Origin of the sequence: Streptomyces sp. NPDC026659, from assembly GCF_040638245.1 — a bacterium.
GTDB lineage: Bacteria > Actinomycetota > Actinomycetes > Streptomycetales > Streptomycetaceae > Streptomyces.
Genome location: NZ_JBEZXY010000002.1, coordinates 49,311 through 65,797, shown reverse-complemented (window position 1 = coordinate 65,797; position 16,487 = coordinate 49,311). Strand labels below are relative to the sequence as shown.

The window sequence follows — 16,487 nt, the reverse complement described above, 5'->3', positions numbered from 1 at the left end:
CGCGCGGGTCCTTACACGTCCCGGCTCCGCAGCAGCGCGTACGCCGCCGCGTAGGCCGCGGCCGTCACGCCCAGCATGATCCACAGCGGCTCCCAGCCCGAAGGCCCGGAGTGGCTCAGGGTGTTGTCGTAGAAGACGCCCATCTGGCTCGGGATCGAGTACTCGAGCAGCAGTTGCTGGACCTTCTCCAGCGAGGACGCGTTCATGAAGAGGGCGATCACCAGCGGGGCGAGCACCGCGCCGATCATGAGGGTGATGGCGCCCGCGGAGTGCCGGATCATCGAGCCGACCAGCAGCGAGATCAGCCCGATCAGGGCGATGAAGAGGCTGATGCCGACCGTGGCCTTCAGCCAGTCCTGACCGGTCGGCGGCTCCACGCCCTGGCCCGTCAGCAGCGAGGTCTGCACCAGGGCCGTCACGGTCACGGTCACCAGCGTCACCACGAACGCGAGCACGAAGAACACGATCGACTTGGCGGCGAGGACCCGGCCCCGGGTCGGGCACGCCGTCATCGTCGTACGGATCATGCCCGTGCCGTACTCCGAGGCCGTCGTCAGCACGCCCAGCGTGATCACGCAGACCATGCCGAGCAGCAGCCCGAAGAAGCCCATGGCGAGGGCGGTCGCGCCGGACAGGTCGGCGGAGGTGCCGCGCACCGCGAGCGCGACCAGCAGGCCGATGCCGAACACGAGCAGCGCGAACACGCCCAGCGTCCAGATCGTCGAGCGCACCGACCTGATCTTCGTCCACTCCGAGGCCAGCGCGTGCCCCAGATGGGTGCGCACGATGGGGATGGGCGAGCTGTAGCCGGGGTACGGTCCGCCGCTCACGGCGGCCGCGGGTGCCTGCGGCAGCGGGGTGTTGTGCGTGCTCATCGGGCGTCCTCGGGCTGGGTCGGTTCGGCGGATGCGGCGGCCTTGCCGGCGGCTCCGGCGGACTGCGCGGGCTCGGCGGCCGGGGCCGGCTGCGGGGCCGGGGGAGCGGCGGCGGGCGCGGGCTGCGGCTGAGGGGCCTGTGCGGGCGTCGCGTACGGGTTCGGGGCCCCGGCACCCGCCGGGCCGTATCCGCCGCCGTACGGCCCGGGGGCCGGGTTCTGCGGGGCGTACGGGGCGCCCGGCTGGGGCGGCGGCGGGGCGTACCAGCCCGGCTGGCCCTGGCCCGGCACCGGCATCGGAGGCTGGGCGTCCGGCGGCAGCGGCTGCTGGAGGCCCGAGCGCTGGTCGGTGGTCGAGCGGTAGTCGACCACGCCCTGCGTCATCCGCATGTACGCCTCCTCCAGCGAGGCCTGGTGCGGGGACAGCTCCCACAGCCGTACGTCCGCGCCGTGCGCCAGGTCGCTGATGCGGGGCAGCGGAAGGCCGGTCACCCGCAGCGCGCCATCCGGCTCGGGGAGCACGTGGCCGCCCGCCTCGGTGAGCGCGGCCGTCAGCTTCTCGCGCTGCTGCGGCTCGGTCTCGGGGGTACGCACCCGGGCGAAGTCGGCGGAGTTGGCGGAGATGAACTCCGACACGCTCATGTCGGCCATCAGCTGGCCGCGCCCGATCACGATGAGGTGGTCGGCGGTCAGCGCCATCTCGCTCATCAGGTGCGAGGAGACGAAGACCGTACGGCCCTCGGCCGCGAGCGCCTTCATCAGATTGCGCACCCAGAGGATGCCCTCGGGGTCGAGGCCGTTGACCGGCTCGTCGAAGAGCAGCACCTGCGGGTCGCCGAGCAGCGCGGCCGCGATGCCGAGCCGCTGGCCCATGCCGAGCGAGAAGCCCTTGGAACGCCTCTTCGCCACGTCCTGGAGGCCGACGACCCCGAGGACCTCGTCCACCCGGCGGGCCGGGATGCCGGACAGCTGGGCCAGGCTCAGCAGGTGCTGACGGGCCGAGCGGCCGCCGTGCACCGCCTTGGCGTCGAGGAGCGCGCCGACCTGGCGGGGGGCGTTGGGCAGCTTGCCGTAGGGATGGCCGCCGATCGTCACCGTCCCCGAGGTCGGGTTGTCCAGCCCGAGGATCATCCGCATGGTCGTGGACTTGCCCGAGCCGTTGGGCCCGAGGAAGCCGGTCACCGCACCCGGACGTACCTGGAAGGAGAGGTTGTGCACCGCGGTCTTGTCACCGTAGCGCTTGGTCAGGCCTGCCGCCTCGATCATGCTCCGCACCCATCGGAAGGTTCAGGACAGCGGGGCGCACGCCCCCGTAAGGGTTAGGAGGATATCCGGGCGCTGACGGTTCCGCTCAAGAGAAAGTAAAGCCAGAGCTTCACCCGGCGTGTCCGAAGGTTCCCGGGCGGCCCGGCCGGAGACCGTGGCGATCATGCCAGGACCGGGCGGAGCCCCCTGCCGACTGCAACGGAAGGGGGCTCCGCCCGGTCCTGGCGACCGTACGGGAAAGCTGCCGCGCGGGTACTAGCGCGTCTGCTGCGCCGGGACGCCGCGCGAGACCGACTCGTCCTCGACCGGCGAACCGGCGGCGGCCACCGCGGCACCGGTCAGCGTGGCCAGCATCTCGCGGACGTTGGTCAGCTGGGCGTTGATGCTGTCGCGGCGGTTGGTCAGGGCGGCCAGCTCGCGCTCGGACTCCGAACGGATGCGGTCGGCCTTGGCGTTGGCGTCGGCCACGATGTCCTCGGCCTGGCGCTGCGCCGTCTCCACCGTCTGACGGGCACGGCGGTCGGCGTCGGTGCGCAGCTTCTCCGCCTCCAGACGGAGCTGCTCGGCGCGGTGCTCGATCTCCGCCAGACGCTTCTCCGCCTTCTGCTGACGGGAGGCCAGGTCGCGCTCGGACTGCTCGCGGCGCTTGGCGAGGTTCGTCTCGAAGTCGGCGGCGGCCTGCGCGGCCTTGGCGCGGGTCTCCTCGAAGAGGGCGTCCGCCTCCTCGCGCTTGGACTGCGCGTCCTTCTGCGCGTCGGAACGCAGCTGGGCCGCGTCGCCCTTCGCCTTCTCGACGATCCGGACGCCGTCGTCCTCCGCCTTGGCCTTGCGCTCGGAGGCGAACGACTCGGCGTCGTTACGGACCTGCTGGGCGGCCGACTCGGCCAGCTCACGGTGCTGCTCGGCCGCGCGCCTGGCCTCCTCGCGCAGATCCTTCGCCTCTTCCTCGGCGAGCCGAAGGATCTTCTCGACCCGCGCGCCGAGACCCGCGTACGACGGCTCGGCGTCGGTGACCTGGGCCTGGGCGTTCTGCGTCTCGAGGTGGAGCTCCTCGATGCGCTTCTCCAGAGCGGTGATCCGGGAGAGCGCGCTGTCACGGTCGGAGACGAGCTTGGAGATGCGTTCGTCCACCTGAGCGCGGTCGTATCCACGCCGCACAAGCTCGAAGCCGTAGGGGGAAGTGTCGCTCATGGGGTTCCTGTCGAATGAGACCGGTGAGGTGATAGGTGGAATCCTAGGCGCCTGAGCGGTGTGTCATCGAGCGGATACGTGTTTGATCAATAGAATGACACCTCTTTCGGGTGGCCGGGCCCCTGACAACTTGCCAAAGACCCGGCCGAACCCCCTGCCCCACACGGCGCATCGCACCGGCCGCTAGTTCTCCTGGGGTTTGCCACCCGATCGGGGTGCCCCCACCGTGGCGCCCGCCTTGACCCCGCCGTCCTTGCCGCCCGGACCCTCGAAGGATTCGAGCGCCTCCAGCACGTCCTGGACCCGCGAGATCTCCGTGTTGATGTCCTCGCGCCGGCGCACCAGCAACTCCAGCTCGCGCTTGCCCTCTTCGACGGTCTCCCGCGCCTCGCGGATCGCCTCGGCCTTGAGGTCCTCGGCCTCCTTGACCAGCCTGGCCTTCTTCTGCTCGGCCTCCTTGAGCAGCCCCTCCACCTTCTTGACGGCGGCGATGCGCACCTTGCTCGCCTCCGAACTGGCCTCCGACACCAGCTCCTTGGCCTTCGTCTGCGCCTTGGCCAGCTGCTCCTCGGCCTGCTTGATGAGGTTGTCGCAGCGGTCGCCGGTCGACTTCATCGTCTCGGCCGCCTCACGGCGGGCCCGCTCGTGCAGCTCCTCGATCTCGGAGGTGACCCGGTCGCGCAGCTCCTCGGCGCGCTCCCGGATCGCGGTCGCGTCCCGGCGCGCCCCGACCAGCAACTCGTCGGCGTCCGCACGGGACTTCTCCACCCGGGAGTTGCCCTCGACCGTCGCGTCGCCGACGAGCCGCTCGGCCTCGGTGCGGGCCGCGCCCACCATCGAGTCGGCCTGCGTCTCCGCGTCCGCGGTGGTCTGCTGTGCCTGCTGCTGCGCCTCGGCGAGCAGCTTGTCCGCCTCGGCCGCCGTCTCCGTGATGAGCGTGTCGACCTGCTCGGCCGCCTCCGAACGCCGCTTGTTGGCCTCCTGGCGCGCCTCGTCCAGCGTCCGCTCGGACTCCTCGCGCGCCGAACCGACGAGCCGCTCGGCCTCCGACTCCGCCTCGGCGCGCACCCGTTCGGCCTCCGCGCGCATCCGCTCCGCGTGCCGCTGGGCCGTACCCACCGTCTCGGCGGCCTCGGCGCGCAGCCGCTCCGCGTCGTCGGTCGCGTCCGCGATCAGACGCTCCGCGCCCGCGACCGCCTCCGAGCGCACCCGCTCGGCCTCGGCGGCCGTCTCCGTCTGGAGCCGCTCCGCCTCCGCACTCGCCTCGGTGATGAGGGTGTCCACCTGCGTCGCCGCGTCCGTACGGATGCGGTTGGCGTCCTCCCGGGCGTCCGCCCGGGTGCGCGAGGCCGCCTGGTCCGTCTCGGCCAGCGCGTCGGACGCCTCGGTCCGCACCCGCTGCGCGTACTCCGTCGTCTCCGTGCGCAGCCGCTCGGACTCCGTGATCGCCTCCGCGACCGTGCGCTCCGCGAGCGACTTGGCCTCCTCGGCCTCCTCGTTCGCCTCGCGGCGCAGCCGTGCCGCGTCCTCGCCCGCGCGCTCGCGCTCGGCGTAGGCGTCGGTGCGGACGCGGTCCGCCTCCTCCTCCGCCTCCCGGCGCGTACGCTCCGCCGCGTGCTCGGCGGCCGAGCGCAGTCCGACGATCTCCTCCTGCGCCTGCTCGTGCAGCCCGGAGACCGACTCGCGCACCTGCTGGGCGTGCTGCTCGGCGGCGGACACCATCTCCGTCGCGCGCCGGTCGGCCTCCTCGACCAGCCGGGTCGCCTCGGTCTGGGCCTCCTCCACGCGCTTGCGCGCCGAGGCGAGCAGCTCCTCGCTCTGCTCGCGGGCCCGCTCGCGCTCCTGGTCCGCCTCCTCGCGGGCCGAACCGAGCAGTTCCTCCGCCTCCCGGCGGCGGCGCACGGCCTCCTCCTGGGCGGCGGCCAGCGTCTCGGACGCCTCGGTGGCCAGCCGCTCGGCGGCGGCCTGCGCCTCCGCGCGCACCCGGTCCGCGGTGTCCTGCGCCTCCACCTTGAGCCGTTCGGCCTCCGCCGCGGCCTCGGACCGCAGCCGTACGGCCACGGATTCGCCCTCGGCGCGCGAGGCGGACGCGTCGGCCGCGGCCTCGTCGCGCAGCCGCTCGGCCTCGGTCGCGGCCTGCTGCTGGAGCGTACGGATGCGCTCGGCGGCCTCCGACCGCAGCCGCTCGGCCTCCTCGCCCGCCTCCCGGCGGATACCGGACGCCTCCTCGCGGGCCTCCGTCAGCGCCTGCTCCGCCGACTCCAGGCGGTCCTGCGTCTCCGTCTGGAGCCGCGTCAGCTCGGTGGCGGCCTCCTCACGGCGCGCCTCGGCGGCCCGCTCGGCCTCCTCGCGCAGCTCGCGCGCGGCCCGCTCGGCGTCCTCCCCGACCGACTCGGCCCGCTCCTCGGCCTCGGCCTTGAGCCGCTCGGCCTCCTTGCGGGTGCGCTCCAGGGTCTCCTCGGCCTGCCGGCGCAGCGCCGTGGCGCGCTCGATGGCCTCGGTGCGGACCTTCTCGCTGTCCGTGGTGGCCGTCTTGCGCAGCTCGTCGGCGTCCGCCTTGGCCTTGGAGAGCAGTTCCTCGGCGGACCTGGCCGCCTCCTCGATCTGCGCCACCGCCTCGCGGCGGGCCTCGGCGCGGATGGACTCGCCCTCTTCGACCGCGTCGGCGCGCAGCTGCTCGGCCTCGCCGCGCAGCCGCCGGGCCTCCTCCTGGAGCTCGACCGTCTTGGCCCGGTACTCCTTGGTGTCGTCCTTCGCCGTGCCCTTGAGCTGCTCGGCCAGGTCGTGCGCCTCGGCCCGCAGCCGGTCCGCCTCCGCCTCGGCCTCCGAGCGGATGCGCTCGGCCTCCTCGGCGGCGGCCTTCGTGGTCCGACGGGCGTCCTCCGACGCCTTGTCGAGCACGTCCTCGGCGGTCCGGGCGGCCTTCGACAGCTGACTCGCCGTCTCCTCGGCGGTCGCGTTGCGGGCCCGCTCCCCGGCCTCCGCGAGGACCTTCTCCGCCTCGGCACGGGCGTCGGCGACCAGCTGCTCGGCGTCCGCCTTGGTGGTCTCCGCCTCCTTGGTGGCCTCGCCGACCAGCCGGGCGACCTGCTCCTTGGCGGTACGGGTACGCGTCTCGTTGGCCGCCTCGGCACTGGAGATGGCCTTGGCGGCCCGCTCCTCGGCCTCCGCGACCAGCTTGTCGGCCTCCGAACGCGCGCTGCGCAGCGCCCGCTCGGCCTCCGCCATGCGCTCCTCGGCCGTCCGGCTCAGCTCGGCGGCCTGCCGGCGCGCGGCGTCCGACTCGCTGACGGTGGACGTCCGCACCTGCTCGGCGTGGTCGGTGGCCTCCTGGGCCTGGGCCGAGGCCGCGTTCAGCAGCCGCTCGGCGTCCGTGCGGGCGCGACGCAGGATCTGCTCGGCCTCGGACCGGGCCGCCTCGGCGTCGTTGCGCAGCCGGTCGCGGGCCTCCCGGGTCAGCCGCTCGGCCTCCGCGCGGGCGGCGGTCATCGCCTGCTCGGTCTCGGCGCGGGACTCGTCGAGCAGCCGGCGTGCCTGCTGCTCGGTACGGGCGCGCAGCTGCTCCGCCCACGCCACGTTCTCGTTGACGTGCGACTCGACGGTCTGCCTGCGCTCCGCCAGCTCCTGGTCGAGCTGCTGGCGACGGGTGACCGCCTCCTGGTGCAGCTCGGCCTGCAGCCGGGCCGCCTGCTCGGCGTGCTCCTGCAGGATGCGCTGGGTCTGCGCGCGGGCCTGACTCAGCTCCCGCTCCGCGTCCTGCCGCAACTGCTCGGCCTGCACCTGGGCATTACGCAGCAACTGCTCGGCCTGATAGCCGATGTCGCCGCCCTCGTAGGAGGGCCTGGTCATGAGGGTGCGGCGCGCCTCGTGCAGCTTGGCGCGCAGCACCTCGACCTGGTAGCCGAGGTCCTCGGCGTGCTGGATCGCCTTTTCCCGCTCGGTCTTCAGCCGCTTCATCTCGGCCTCGAACCGAGAGAGGTGGTCGACGTCAGCCGCCGGCTCTCGCTCCTGGCTCTCGTAGCCCCGCACTGCGCGGTCCCATCCGTCCCCTGGTCAGCTTCTCCAACGAGCTCCGTCCGTCCGCCGGACGGGGCCCCCGGGGAATGGTGTCAGATCATCGGCGGAGCACGGGCTGCTGCCCCGACGCTCGTCCCCCAACCCGGACCCCGGCATCGGTCGTCCCCCGTGTTCGGAGACGACCGCCCCCAACCCTACCGGCCCTTATGTACGAAGGTCAGTGGTCAGGTGACTCAACCGAGGCCGAAGTGACCAGTTCTGTCAGGACTCCGTGGCAATCCTTCGGGTGCAGGAAGGTGATCCTCGACCCCATGGACCCACGTCGTGGCTCGTCGTACAGAACGCGTACGCCCTTGCCGCGGATCTCCTCGGAGTCCGCGTCCACATCCGCCGTACCGAAGGCGATGTGATGGACGCCCTCGCCATTCTTGGCGAGCCATTTGCCGACCGCGGAGTCCTCCCGGGTCGGCTCCAGGAGCTGGAGGTAGGAGGCGCCGCCGTCGGACGTCTCGTTGATCTTGAGCATGGCCTCGCGCACGCCCTGCTCTTCGTTCACCTCGGTGTGGAACACCTCGAAGCCGTAGGTGGTCCGGTAGAACTCGACGGTGGCGTCGAGGTCGTGGCAGGCGATCCCGATGTGGTCGATTCGCGTCAGCATGTTTTCAGTGCAGCGCGTGCGAAGTGGTTACGCAACGTGCGCGCGATCACACCGTACGCCCGGTGACGGCTTCCGGTACCGGTCAGTACATTCGAAGTAAACCCTCGTTCACTCCTCGGCTGTGCAGGCCGGTAAGGGGATCGCAGCTCATGTCTTCTGGAACGACCACCTCTGTGATCGTCGCGGGCGCGCGGACGCCCATGGGACGGTTGCTCGGTTCGCTGAAGTCCTTCTCGGGTGCCGACCTGGGCGGCTTCGCCATCAAGGCCGCCCTCGACCGCGCCGGCATCGGCGGCGACCAGGTCCAGTACGTGATCATGGGCCAGGTGCTCCAGGCCGGCGCCGGCCAGATCCCGGCCCGCCAGGCGGCGGTCAAGGCGGGCATCCCGATGAGCGTCCCGGCGCTCACTATCAACAAGGTGTGCCTCTCCGGGCTCGACGCGATCGCGCTCGCGGACCAGCTGATCCGCGCGGGCGAGTTCGACATCGTGGTCGCGGGCGGCCAGGAGTCCATGACCAACGCCCCGCACCTGCTGCCCAAGTCCCGTGAGGGCTTCAAGTACGGCGCGGTCGAGATGCTCGACTCCATGGCGTACGACGGGCTCACTGACTCCTTCGAGGGCATCGCCATGGGCGAGTCCACCGAGAAGCACAACACCCGGCTCGGCATCGGCCGCCCCGAGCAGGACGAGATCGCCGCGCTGTCCCACCAGCGGGCCGCCGCCGCGCAGAAGAACGGCCTGTTCGAGGCCGAGATCACCCCGGTGGAGATCCCGCAGCGCAAGGGCGAGCCGGTGCTCTTCAGCAAGGACGAGGGCATCCGGGGCGACACCACCGCCGAGTCGCTCGGCAAGCTGCGCCCTGCCTTCGCCAAGGACGGCACCATCACCGCCGGGTCCGCCTCGCAGATCTCGGACGGCGCCGCCGCCGTGGTCGTGATGAGCAAGGCCAAGGCCGAGGAGCTGGGCCTGGAGTGGCTCGCGGAGATCGGCGCGCACGGCAACGTGGCCGGGCCGGACAACTCGCTCCAGTCGCAGCCGTCCAACGCGATCAACCACGCCCTGAAGAAGGAGGGCCTGGAGGTCTCGGACCTCGACCTCATCGAGATCAACGAGGCGTTCGCGGCGGTCGCCGTGCAGTCAATGAACGACCTCGGCGTGTCCACGGAAAAGGTGAACGTCAACGGCGGCGCCATCGCCCTCGGCCACCCGATCGGCATGTCCGGCGCCCGTCTCGTCCTGCACCTGGCGCTGGAGCTCAAGCGCCGGGGCGGCGGGGTCGGCGCGGCCGCGCTGTGCGGTGGCGGCGGGCAGGGTGACGCGCTGATCGTGCGGGTACCGAAGGCCTGAGGAATCCTTTTCCGGCGGTTTTGATTCCGGCGGTGTGATCCCGGCGGTTCGACCGGCCGGTGGTTGGACCGACCGGCGGTGCGAGTGAACGGAGCTGTATCGATGCGGGACGTCTCCTCTCTGGTGGCCGAGGCGCGAGAAGGGCGGCCCCGGGCCGTCGCCCGGCTGATCTCCCTGGTGGAGGGGGCGTCCCCGCAGCTCAGGGAGGTCATGGCGGCGCTGGCCCCGCTGACCGGCAACGCCTACGTCGTCGGGCTGACCGGCTCGCCGGGCGTCGGCAAGTCGACCACCACCTCCGCGCTCGTCACCGCCTACCGCAAGCAGGGCAAGCGGGTCGGCGTCCTCGCCGTCGACCCGTCCTCCCCGTTCTCCGGCGGCGCCCTGCTCGGCGACCGGGTCCGCATGTCCGACCACGCCTCCGACCCCGGCGTCTACATCCGCTCCATGGCCACGCGCGGCCACCTCGGCGGCCTCGCCTGGGCCGCCCCGCAGGCGATCCGCGTCCTGGACGCGGCGGGCTGCGACGTGATCCTCGTGGAGACCGTCGGCGTGGGCCAGTCGGAGGTCGAGATCGCCTCCCAGGCGGACACCTCCGTCGTCCTGCTGGCCCCCGGCATGGGCGACGGCATCCAGGCGGCCAAGGCCGGAATCCTGGAGATCGGCGACGTGTACGTCGTCAACAAGGCCGACCGCGACGGCGCCGACGCCACCGCCCGCGAGCTGAACCACATGCTCGGCCTCGGCGAGGCCCGCGGCCCCGGCGACTGGCGCCCGCCCATCGTCAAGACGGTCGCCGCCCGCTCCGAGGGCGTCGACGAGCTCGTGGAGGCCCTGGAGAAGCACCGGGCCTGGATGGAGGAGCACGGCGTCCTCACCGAACGCCGCCGCGCCCGCGCCGCCCGCGAGGTGGAGACGATCGCGGTCACGGCCCTGCGGGAGCGCATCGGCGACCTCCACGGCGCCCACCACCTCCCCAGCCTCGCGGGACGCGTCGCCACGGGCGAACTGGACCCCTACGCGGCGGCGGACCAGCTGCTCGCCGGACTGACCCGGGAGCCGGGGGAGGACTGACCCGGGAGACCGGGGAGAGCTGACGCGGGAGACCGGGGAGAGACGGGGAGGCCAGGGAGAACCGGCGCGGCCCCGGCCCCCGACCGGGGCCCACGTCCGGAAAACCGCTACCGCTCCGCCGCTCCCGCTGTTAGCTTGATCCACATGTTCCTCCTCTTGGCATAGCGCGCGCCCATGCCCGCGCGAGTGCCCGGCACACGGCCGGCACCTCGTGCGGCGCACCGTCGCGCCCTGTCCCGCCTCCTGTGAGGAACCCCGCGCATGTCCGCGCCCGCTCCCGCGCGCCCCGCCGCGCCCTCGTACGCCGCCGTCCTCCGCGTTCCGCACGCGCGCCGCACCTTCGCCGCCGCGCTTGCCGGCCGCTTCTCCTACGGCGTCGCCCCGCTCGCCGTCCTGCTCTCCGTCAACCGCGCCACCGGGTCCTACGCCGTCTCCGGCATGGTGATGTCCCTGTTCGGCGGCGCGGCGGTCTTCCTGATGCCGCTGCGCGCGTCCTTGGTCGACCGGTACGGCGCGCGCCGCGCCCTGCTGCCCATGGCCACGCTGTACGCCGTCCTGCTCTGCGTCCTCGCCGCGCTTCTCTGGCGTCCGGGCGCCCCGGCCGCGCTCATCGGCGCGGCCGCCGCGCTCGCGGGCGCCTGCGCGCCCCCGCTGGGGTCGGTCATGCGCGCGCTGTGGTCCGAACTCGTCACCGACCGGCATCTGCAGCGCCGTGCCTACAGCCTCGACGGGGTCGCCGAGGAACTGCTCTTCGTCTCCGGTCCGGTCCTGGTGGGCGCCCTCATCACCTGGGCGCCTCCGGCCTCCGGCATCCTGCTGGGCGCGCTGCTGATCGTCGGCGGGACGGCCGCGTTCGTCACGTCCCCGGCGATGACCGGGCCGCGCACGGGGTCGGGCACGGGGCCGCGCGCGGGGCGACGCACCAAGTCCCGCCGGACCCGGTCGGGCGGGGTGCCGGGGCTGCTGGTCCCGGTCGTCGTGGCGGCGGGGGCCGGGCTCGCGCTGAGCGGGGTGGAACTGCTGGTGACCGCCTACGCCGAGCGGGGCTCCTACGACACCGCGTTCGTCCCCTGGGTGCTGGGCGCCCTCTCGGTCGGCAGCGCGCTGGGCGGTCTCGCGAACGGTGCGATCGACTGGCGGCTGTCCGCGCGGGCACGGCTGGCCCGCTTCACGGCGGGGCTCGGGCTGATGATCGCGGCGGCGGGTCTCGCGCCCGACCTGTGGACCCTCACCGCGGCCATGGTCCTCACGGGCGTCTTCATCGCCCCGACGCTGACGACCTCGTATCTGCTGGCCGACGAGACGGCGCCGAAGGGCGCCCGCGCCCAGGCCGGAGCCTGGGTGAACATGGCGGTGAACGGGGGCAATTCGAGCGGGGCGCTGATGGCCGGGGCGCTGATCGGCCGGCTGCCGCTGCCCCTGTGCTTCGCGCTGGCCGGTGCCGCGTCGCTGGCCGCGGCGGCCGTCACCCTCGTCGCACGGGGGCCGGGCGGGGTGCCCGCCGCCGAGGCCGGGGCGTCGGGGGCGTCCGCCGTCGAGGCGTCGGGGGTGCCCGCCGTGGACCAGGCGGGCGTGGGCTGCTGAGGCCGCCCGGGGCGGAGGCGCGGTCCGGCGGTCGGCCTGGATGCCGCGCCTCGCCCTGGCCGCTCTGGTGGGTGTCAGAGGCGGCCGCGTTGGGTGCGCAGATGTTCCGCGACGGGCTTGAGGGCCTTGTTCAGGTCCTGGAGGGCGTCGGGGGAGAGCAGGTCGATGAAGTGGCGGCGCACCGAGGACACATGGTGGGGCGCGACCTTCTTCATCAGCTCCAGGCCGTGATCGGTCAGCACGGCATACAGCCCGCGCCGGTCCGACTCGCAGTTCTCCCGGCGCACCAGGTCCGCGTTCTCCATGCGGGTGATCTGGTGCGAGAGCCGGCTCTTGGACTGGAGGGTGGCGGTGGCGAGATCGCTCATCCGCAACCGCATGTCCTCGGACTCGGACAGATTGACGAGGATCTCGTAATCGTTCATGGTCAGTCCGAACGGTTGCAGATCCTTTTCGAGCTGGTACGTCAACAGCCTGTTGACCTCCAGGTGGGTGCGCCAGGCGCACTGCTCCGCATCGGTCAGCCAGTGCGTGGCCGTCTCGGTCTCCATGAATGAAGTCTACCTAAGATGTTGAATGACGAACTACTCTGAGTGATGTGACTGTGCGCACGCGTTCGACGTCACACTCCGCAGACTACCGCTCACAGCCCGAAGCGACGCTGGAGATCTCCCAGCTGTCCGGGAAGGCGCGGTACTCCTGAGGCTCCTGTGACAGGGCCGCCGGGTGCCGCTCCACCCCCTCCGGGTACCCCTGGTTCGGACGGAACCGCACCCGTCTCCCGCTCCGCCATCAGCACCTCGGTCGACTGCAGCAGCACCGTCCCGGCGCCGACGAACTCGAACTGGTGCTCCTCCCCGGAGGCCCCGCCCAGCCCTGTCATCGCACGTAGACCGCCCAGCACGCCGGTCAGATAGCCGTGGTCGTAGTGATGGCAGGGCGACGGGCAGTCGGCCCAGCCGACCAGCGCCTGGGGGTCCACCCGGATCGGGGGCTCCATGAACACCACCGGGCCGTTGGAGGCGGCCACGAATTTCCCCGTGCCGATCAGTGTGAGAAAGCCGGGCACGATCGACTGTTTGAGTGCCAAGCTTGGCTGGAAAGCGATCAAGTTGCCTGCGCGAACGGTCAGATTGCCCTCGTCCAGGTCGTACGAGTTCACGTCGAACGCCCGGTCCGCGAGCAGCATCTTGCCCGAGCCCTCCGCCACGACCCAGTCGCTCGCGTGCAATGGCGAATGGAACGAGGAACGCACCAGCCGGTCCAGCCGCCCGTGCCCGATGCCGTTGAACTCGATCGCCCCGTAGTAGGCGATCATCTTCCCCTTCTGCAGGAACCACTGACTGCCCTTGAGCTCCACGCAGAACGTGTACGGGTTCACGTTGTCGTCGGCCGGCAGGGTCACGGGGTCGAACACCACCGGGCCCCCGGCACCCGCGTACGCGCTCACAGCTTCTCCTCCGATGCCTGGACATAGACCGTGCCGCTGCCGCTCAGCTCCAGCTGGAACGCCTCGCCGGAGCCCCGGCCCACCATGTCGCGCCAGCCGAGCGCGGTGGACAGCCGGTTGCGGACCTCGCCGTGATGGGCGACGTACGCCTGGGGGTCCACATGGACCGGGCGCTGCGGGGTGATCGGTATCCCGAAGACACCGCCGTGCGCCATCACGGCCACCGCGCCATGGCCCTGGAGGGTGGTGGTGAACAGCCCCTGCCCGGTGGCCTGGCCACGGACGATGCCCATGACGCCGCCCTGCGAGCCCATGAACATCGTGCCCTGCCGCAGCGAGCCCTCGAAGGCCAGCAGCCGGTCCGCCTCCACATAGAGCGTGTCGCCGGTCAGGTTGATCACCTGCACATGGTGGCCGCCGTGCCCGAAGAACACCGTGCCGCTGCCCTCGACCGACATCAGCGGGGCCGCCTCGCCCGCCACCCGGCGCCCGAGCATCGACATGATGCCGCCCTGCCCGCTCTGGACACTGGGCGTGAACGACACGTCCCCGCGGTAGGCGAGCATCGCCCCGCGCTGGCTGAACAGCCGCACGCCGGGCGCCACCGTCGCCTCGATCATCTTCGAGTTGATCTCCCGGAAGCCCATGTCACAGATCCCCCGCGATCGTGTTCCGCTCGCTCGGCTGGACGTACACCAGCCCGTCGCCCTCGAAACGGATCTGGAACGCCTCGCCGCCGCCCTCCCCGAGGAGCGTGCGGAACGTCACGCCCGACTGGAAGGACTGCCGGACGTCTCCCTGGTGCGCGATGTACGCCCCCGGGTCGACCGTCAGCGGGTACTGCGGGGAGACCCGGAGCACCACCGCCGGGCCGTCGGACAGCAGGGCCGCCTGGCCGTTGCCCTCGACGGTCGTGGTGAACAGGCCGTTGCCCTGCGAGGCGCCGCGCAGGCCCGTGAACGCCGTGCCCGTGCGCAGTCCCGCGTCCGTCGCCAGCAGATTGCTCGACTCCACCCAGAGCTTGTCGCCCCGGAGCGTCACGAGATTGATCTCCGACGCCCGGTCCGCGAACCAGCAGGTCCCCTGCCCCCTCACCTCCATCACCGTCATCTGCTCGCCGGTCAGCCGCCGGGTCACCATGCCCCGCAGACCCTCGCCACCGCCGCTCAGCTTCTTGAAGGCCATCTGCCCGTCGTACGCGACCATCGAGCCGTTCTTCGCCTTCACGGCATCCCCGGTCATGTCGACGGCGAGCACCTTGCTGCCCTGTAGTCGGAACGTCGCCACACCGCGAAAGTAGCCCCCGGCCGGGTGGAGAGAACAGGGCCTCCGGGTGGAGAACGACCCTGACCGCACCCCTAGGGGCACGGTTTGCCACAATGTGGCGACGCTTGTGCTTCCGTTCACAAAGGATCATGAGCCGCTCACCGGGCGACCGTGCCCGCGCCCCAGCGACCTCCCCCACCGAAGGTGACCCGTGGACCTCAAGACAGCATCCGCCATCCGCCGCCTGCGACTGGTCTCGGCGCCCGAGGCCGTGTCCTTCCTGATCCTGCTTCTCTGCTCGGTGCTGAAGCGGACCACGGACTTCAACGCCGTCCCCGTGATGGGCGCGGTCCACGGCGTGCTGTTCATCCTCTACGTGCTCTTCTGGATCGACGCCTGGAACCGCGCCAAGTGGAGCTTCGGCACCGCCGCGCTCTACTTCGTCCTCTCTGTCCTGCCCACCGGCGGCTTCTTCGCCGAGCGCAGGCTGCGCCGCGAGTCCGAGGCCGCCGTCATGGCCGCCCGCGCCCGCCGCGAGGGAGTCGTGAACGCATGATCGTCGCCTTCTCCGTGACGCCCCTCGGCGTCGGCGAGGACGTGGGGGAGTACGTCGCCGACGCCGTCCGCGTGGTCCGCGAGTCGGGCCTGCCCAACCGCACCGACGCCATGTTCACCTCGATCGAGGGCGAGTGGGACGAGGTCATGGACGTCGTCCGGCGCGCCGTCGCCGCCGTAGAGGCCCGCGCGCCGCGCGTCTCCCTCGTCCTCAAGGCCGACATCCGACCCGGTGTCACCGACGGCCTCACCTCGAAGGTCGAGACCGTGGAGCGTCACCTGGCCGGGTGACATCCCGCGACGCACCCCACCCGGACCCCGGCCCGCCCCTGGCGGCCGGGGTCCGGTCGTCCCCCGCCCGGTCCGGCCGCCACAGCGGCGAAGACACCATGATCCTCCGGGTAGTTTGAGCCTGAAATCCGCTCCGACGTGGGGGAACACCACATGGGTCTCTACATAGAGACGCACATCCGCACCGATCTGGACGACCTCTGGACCCGCACCCAGGACCCCGCCCACCGCCGGCGCTGGGACCTCAGGATCGGCGAGATCGAGTACCTCCCCCACCCCGCCCCGGAGACCTCCCCGCGCCCCTTCCGCTACCGCGCCCGGCTGCTGCCGTTCCTCACCGTCCACGGCACCGGACTCGCCGCCGACGAGCGCGAACGCCCCGACGGCACCCGCACCTCCGCCCTCCGCTTCGCCTCCCCGCACCCCCTCTCCCCGCTCGCCGAGGGCAGCGGCTACTGGCGCTACGTCCCCGACGCCCACGGCGTCCGCTTCCTCACCGGCTACGACTACCGCCCCCGCTGGGGCAGGCCCGGCGCCCTCGCCGACCGGCTGCTGCTGCGTCCGCTCACGGTCTGGGCCACCGCCTGGTCCTTCGACCGGTTGCGGCTGTGGCTGGAACGGGGCATCACCCCCGAGCGCGCCCTCGCCAACTGGCTGGCCGAACTCGCCGTACGCGCCCTCGTCCTGACCGTCTGTGCGGCCGGGCTCGGCCTGGAGCCCATGCTCCCGCTGCTGGGCCCCCTCGCCCCCGTACTCGCCTTCCTGTGCCCGCTGCTGCTGGTGCTCGTCATCTCCGCCGCCCTGTTCACGTCCCCGCTCCCCGGCACCCCGGCGGCCCGCCGCTGTCTGCGCTCGCCCGTCACCCAGCCCCGGACCCCGGGCGTCCTGCGGACCCTGGAGGAACAGGGGAGCTGA

Annotated in this window: 15 protein-coding genes; 6 read left to right on the top strand and 9 right to left on the bottom strand. The window is 72.2% G+C overall.

Translation table 11 applies throughout. The features are described from left to right. Positions 1-11: 11 nt before the first annotated feature. The 5 genes from AB0E91_RS04840 to mce form a co-directional block, all read right to left on the bottom strand. The gene (locus AB0E91_RS04840) at positions 12-875 is read right to left on the bottom strand and encodes an ABC transporter permease subunit (protein ID WP_361775312.1); all 864 of its coding nucleotides are present in this window, start codon (positions 873-875) and stop codon (positions 12-14) included. After that, positions 872-2,140 (bottom strand): ABC transporter ATP-binding protein, encoded by a 1,269-nt coding sequence (locus AB0E91_RS04835; protein WP_361775309.1) that lies wholly within the window; start codon positions 2,138-2,140, stop codon positions 872-874. The genes AB0E91_RS04840 and AB0E91_RS04835 overlap by 4 nt, the downstream gene beginning before the upstream one ends. 255 nt (positions 2,141-2,395) lie before the next feature. Continuing rightward, positions 2,396-3,331 (bottom strand): cellulose-binding protein, encoded by a 936-nt coding sequence (locus tag AB0E91_RS04830; protein WP_161178888.1) that lies wholly within the window; start codon positions 3,329-3,331, stop codon positions 2,396-2,398. 183 nt (positions 3,332-3,514) lie between these two features. Next, complete coding sequence (gene scy, locus AB0E91_RS04825) at positions 3,515-7,360, bottom strand: polarized growth protein Scy (RefSeq protein ID WP_361775305.1); 3,846 nt, start codon at positions 7,358-7,360, stop codon at positions 3,515-3,517. Between the two features lie 205 nt (positions 7,361-7,565). Next, positions 7,566-8,006 (bottom strand): methylmalonyl-CoA epimerase, encoded by a 441-nt coding sequence (gene mce, locus AB0E91_RS04820; RefSeq protein ID WP_018544542.1) that lies wholly within the window; start codon positions 8,004-8,006, stop codon positions 7,566-7,568. A 149-nt stretch (positions 8,007-8,155) separates the two neighbouring features. Between mce and AB0E91_RS04815 the strand changes: the two genes are divergently transcribed. The 3 genes from AB0E91_RS04815 (at position 8,156) to AB0E91_RS04805 (ending at position 12,010) form a co-directional block, all read left to right on the top strand. Further along, the gene (locus AB0E91_RS04815; protein ID WP_361775301.1) at positions 8,156-9,355 is read left to right on the top strand and encodes an acetyl-CoA C-acetyltransferase; all 1,200 of its coding nucleotides are present in this window, start codon (positions 8,156-8,158) and stop codon (positions 9,353-9,355) included. A gap of 102 nt (positions 9,356-9,457) precedes the next feature. Further along, positions 9,458-10,426, top strand: coding sequence for a methylmalonyl Co-A mutase-associated GTPase MeaB (gene meaB / locus AB0E91_RS04810; RefSeq protein WP_361775298.1), 969 nt, complete (start codon positions 9,458-9,460; stop codon positions 10,424-10,426). A 261-nt stretch (positions 10,427-10,687) separates the two neighbouring features. Then, entirely contained in the window at positions 10,688-12,010 is a 1,323-nt protein-coding gene (locus AB0E91_RS04805) for an MFS transporter (RefSeq protein WP_361775295.1), read from the top strand. Between the two features lie 74 nt (positions 12,011-12,084). On the opposite strand, the gene AB0E91_RS04800 is transcribed toward AB0E91_RS04805, so the two are convergent. From AB0E91_RS04800 to AB0E91_RS04785, 4 genes are all read right to left on the bottom strand, one after another. Continuing rightward, complete coding sequence (locus tag AB0E91_RS04800; protein WP_361775292.1) at positions 12,085-12,561, bottom strand: MarR family transcriptional regulator; 477 nt, start codon at positions 12,559-12,561, stop codon at positions 12,085-12,087. 92 nt (positions 12,562-12,653) lie between these two features. Further along, positions 12,654-13,460 (bottom strand): AIM24 family protein, encoded by an 807-nt coding sequence (locus AB0E91_RS04795; RefSeq protein WP_361775289.1) that lies wholly within the window; start codon positions 13,458-13,460, stop codon positions 12,654-12,656. Continuing rightward, complete coding sequence (locus AB0E91_RS04790) at positions 13,457-14,107, bottom strand: AIM24 family protein (RefSeq protein WP_361775286.1); 651 nt, start codon at positions 14,105-14,107, stop codon at positions 13,457-13,459. Before AB0E91_RS04790 ends, AB0E91_RS04795 begins: the two co-directional genes overlap by 4 nt. Before the next feature lies 1 nt (position 14,108). After that, a complete protein-coding gene (locus AB0E91_RS04785; protein WP_161178595.1) occupies positions 14,109-14,747 on the bottom strand; it encodes an AIM24 family protein in 639 nt (212 codons plus the stop codon). A gap of 190 nt (positions 14,748-14,937) precedes the next feature. On the opposite strand from AB0E91_RS04785, the gene AB0E91_RS04780 reads away from it, so the two are divergent. From AB0E91_RS04780 to AB0E91_RS04770, 3 genes are all read left to right on the top strand, one after another. Continuing rightward, complete coding sequence (locus tag AB0E91_RS04780; protein WP_361775283.1) at positions 14,938-15,282, top strand: DUF3817 domain-containing protein; 345 nt, start codon at positions 14,938-14,940, stop codon at positions 15,280-15,282. Then, a complete protein-coding gene (locus tag AB0E91_RS04775; RefSeq protein ID WP_052840632.1) occupies positions 15,279-15,572 on the top strand; it encodes an MTH1187 family thiamine-binding protein in 294 nt (97 codons plus the stop codon). The genes AB0E91_RS04780 and AB0E91_RS04775 overlap by 4 nt, the downstream gene beginning before the upstream one ends. Positions 15,573-15,725: 153 nt before the next feature. After that, positions 15,726-16,487 (top strand): hypothetical protein, encoded by a 762-nt coding sequence (locus AB0E91_RS04770; protein ID WP_361775280.1) that lies wholly within the window; start codon positions 15,726-15,728, stop codon positions 16,485-16,487.

Excerpts from the sequence above, each read along its gene's own strand:
- AB0E91_RS04840 (WP_361775312.1), bottom strand. The coding sequence starts at position 875 with ATGAGCACGCACAACACCCCGCTGCCGCAGGCACCCGCGGCCGCCGTG.
- AB0E91_RS04835 (WP_361775309.1), bottom strand. The coding sequence starts at position 2,140 with ATGATCGAGGCGGCAGGCCTGACCAAGCGCTACGGTGACAAGACCGCG.
- AB0E91_RS04830 (WP_161178888.1), bottom strand. The coding sequence starts at position 3,331 with ATGAGCGACACTTCCCCCTACGGCTTCGAGCTTGTGCGGCGTGGATAC.
- mce (WP_018544542.1), bottom strand. The coding sequence starts at position 8,006 with ATGCTGACGCGAATCGACCACATCGGGATCGCCTGCCACGACCTCGAC.
- AB0E91_RS04815 (WP_361775301.1), top strand. The coding sequence starts at position 8,156 with ATGTCTTCTGGAACGACCACCTCTGTGATCGTCGCGGGCGCGCGGACG.
- meaB (WP_361775298.1), top strand. The coding sequence starts at position 9,458 with ATGCGGGACGTCTCCTCTCTGGTGGCCGAGGCGCGAGAAGGGCGGCCC.
- AB0E91_RS04805 (WP_361775295.1), top strand. The coding sequence starts at position 10,688 with ATGTCCGCGCCCGCTCCCGCGCGCCCCGCCGCGCCCTCGTACGCCGCC.
- AB0E91_RS04800 (WP_361775292.1), bottom strand. The coding sequence starts at position 12,561 with ATGGAGACCGAGACGGCCACGCACTGGCTGACCGATGCGGAGCAGTGC.
- AB0E91_RS04790 (WP_361775286.1), bottom strand. The coding sequence starts at position 14,107 with ATGGGCTTCCGGGAGATCAACTCGAAGATGATCGAGGCGACGGTGGCG.
- AB0E91_RS04775 (WP_052840632.1), top strand. The coding sequence starts at position 15,279 with ATGATCGTCGCCTTCTCCGTGACGCCCCTCGGCGTCGGCGAGGACGTG.
- AB0E91_RS04770 (WP_361775280.1), top strand. The coding sequence starts at position 15,726 with ATGGGTCTCTACATAGAGACGCACATCCGCACCGATCTGGACGACCTC.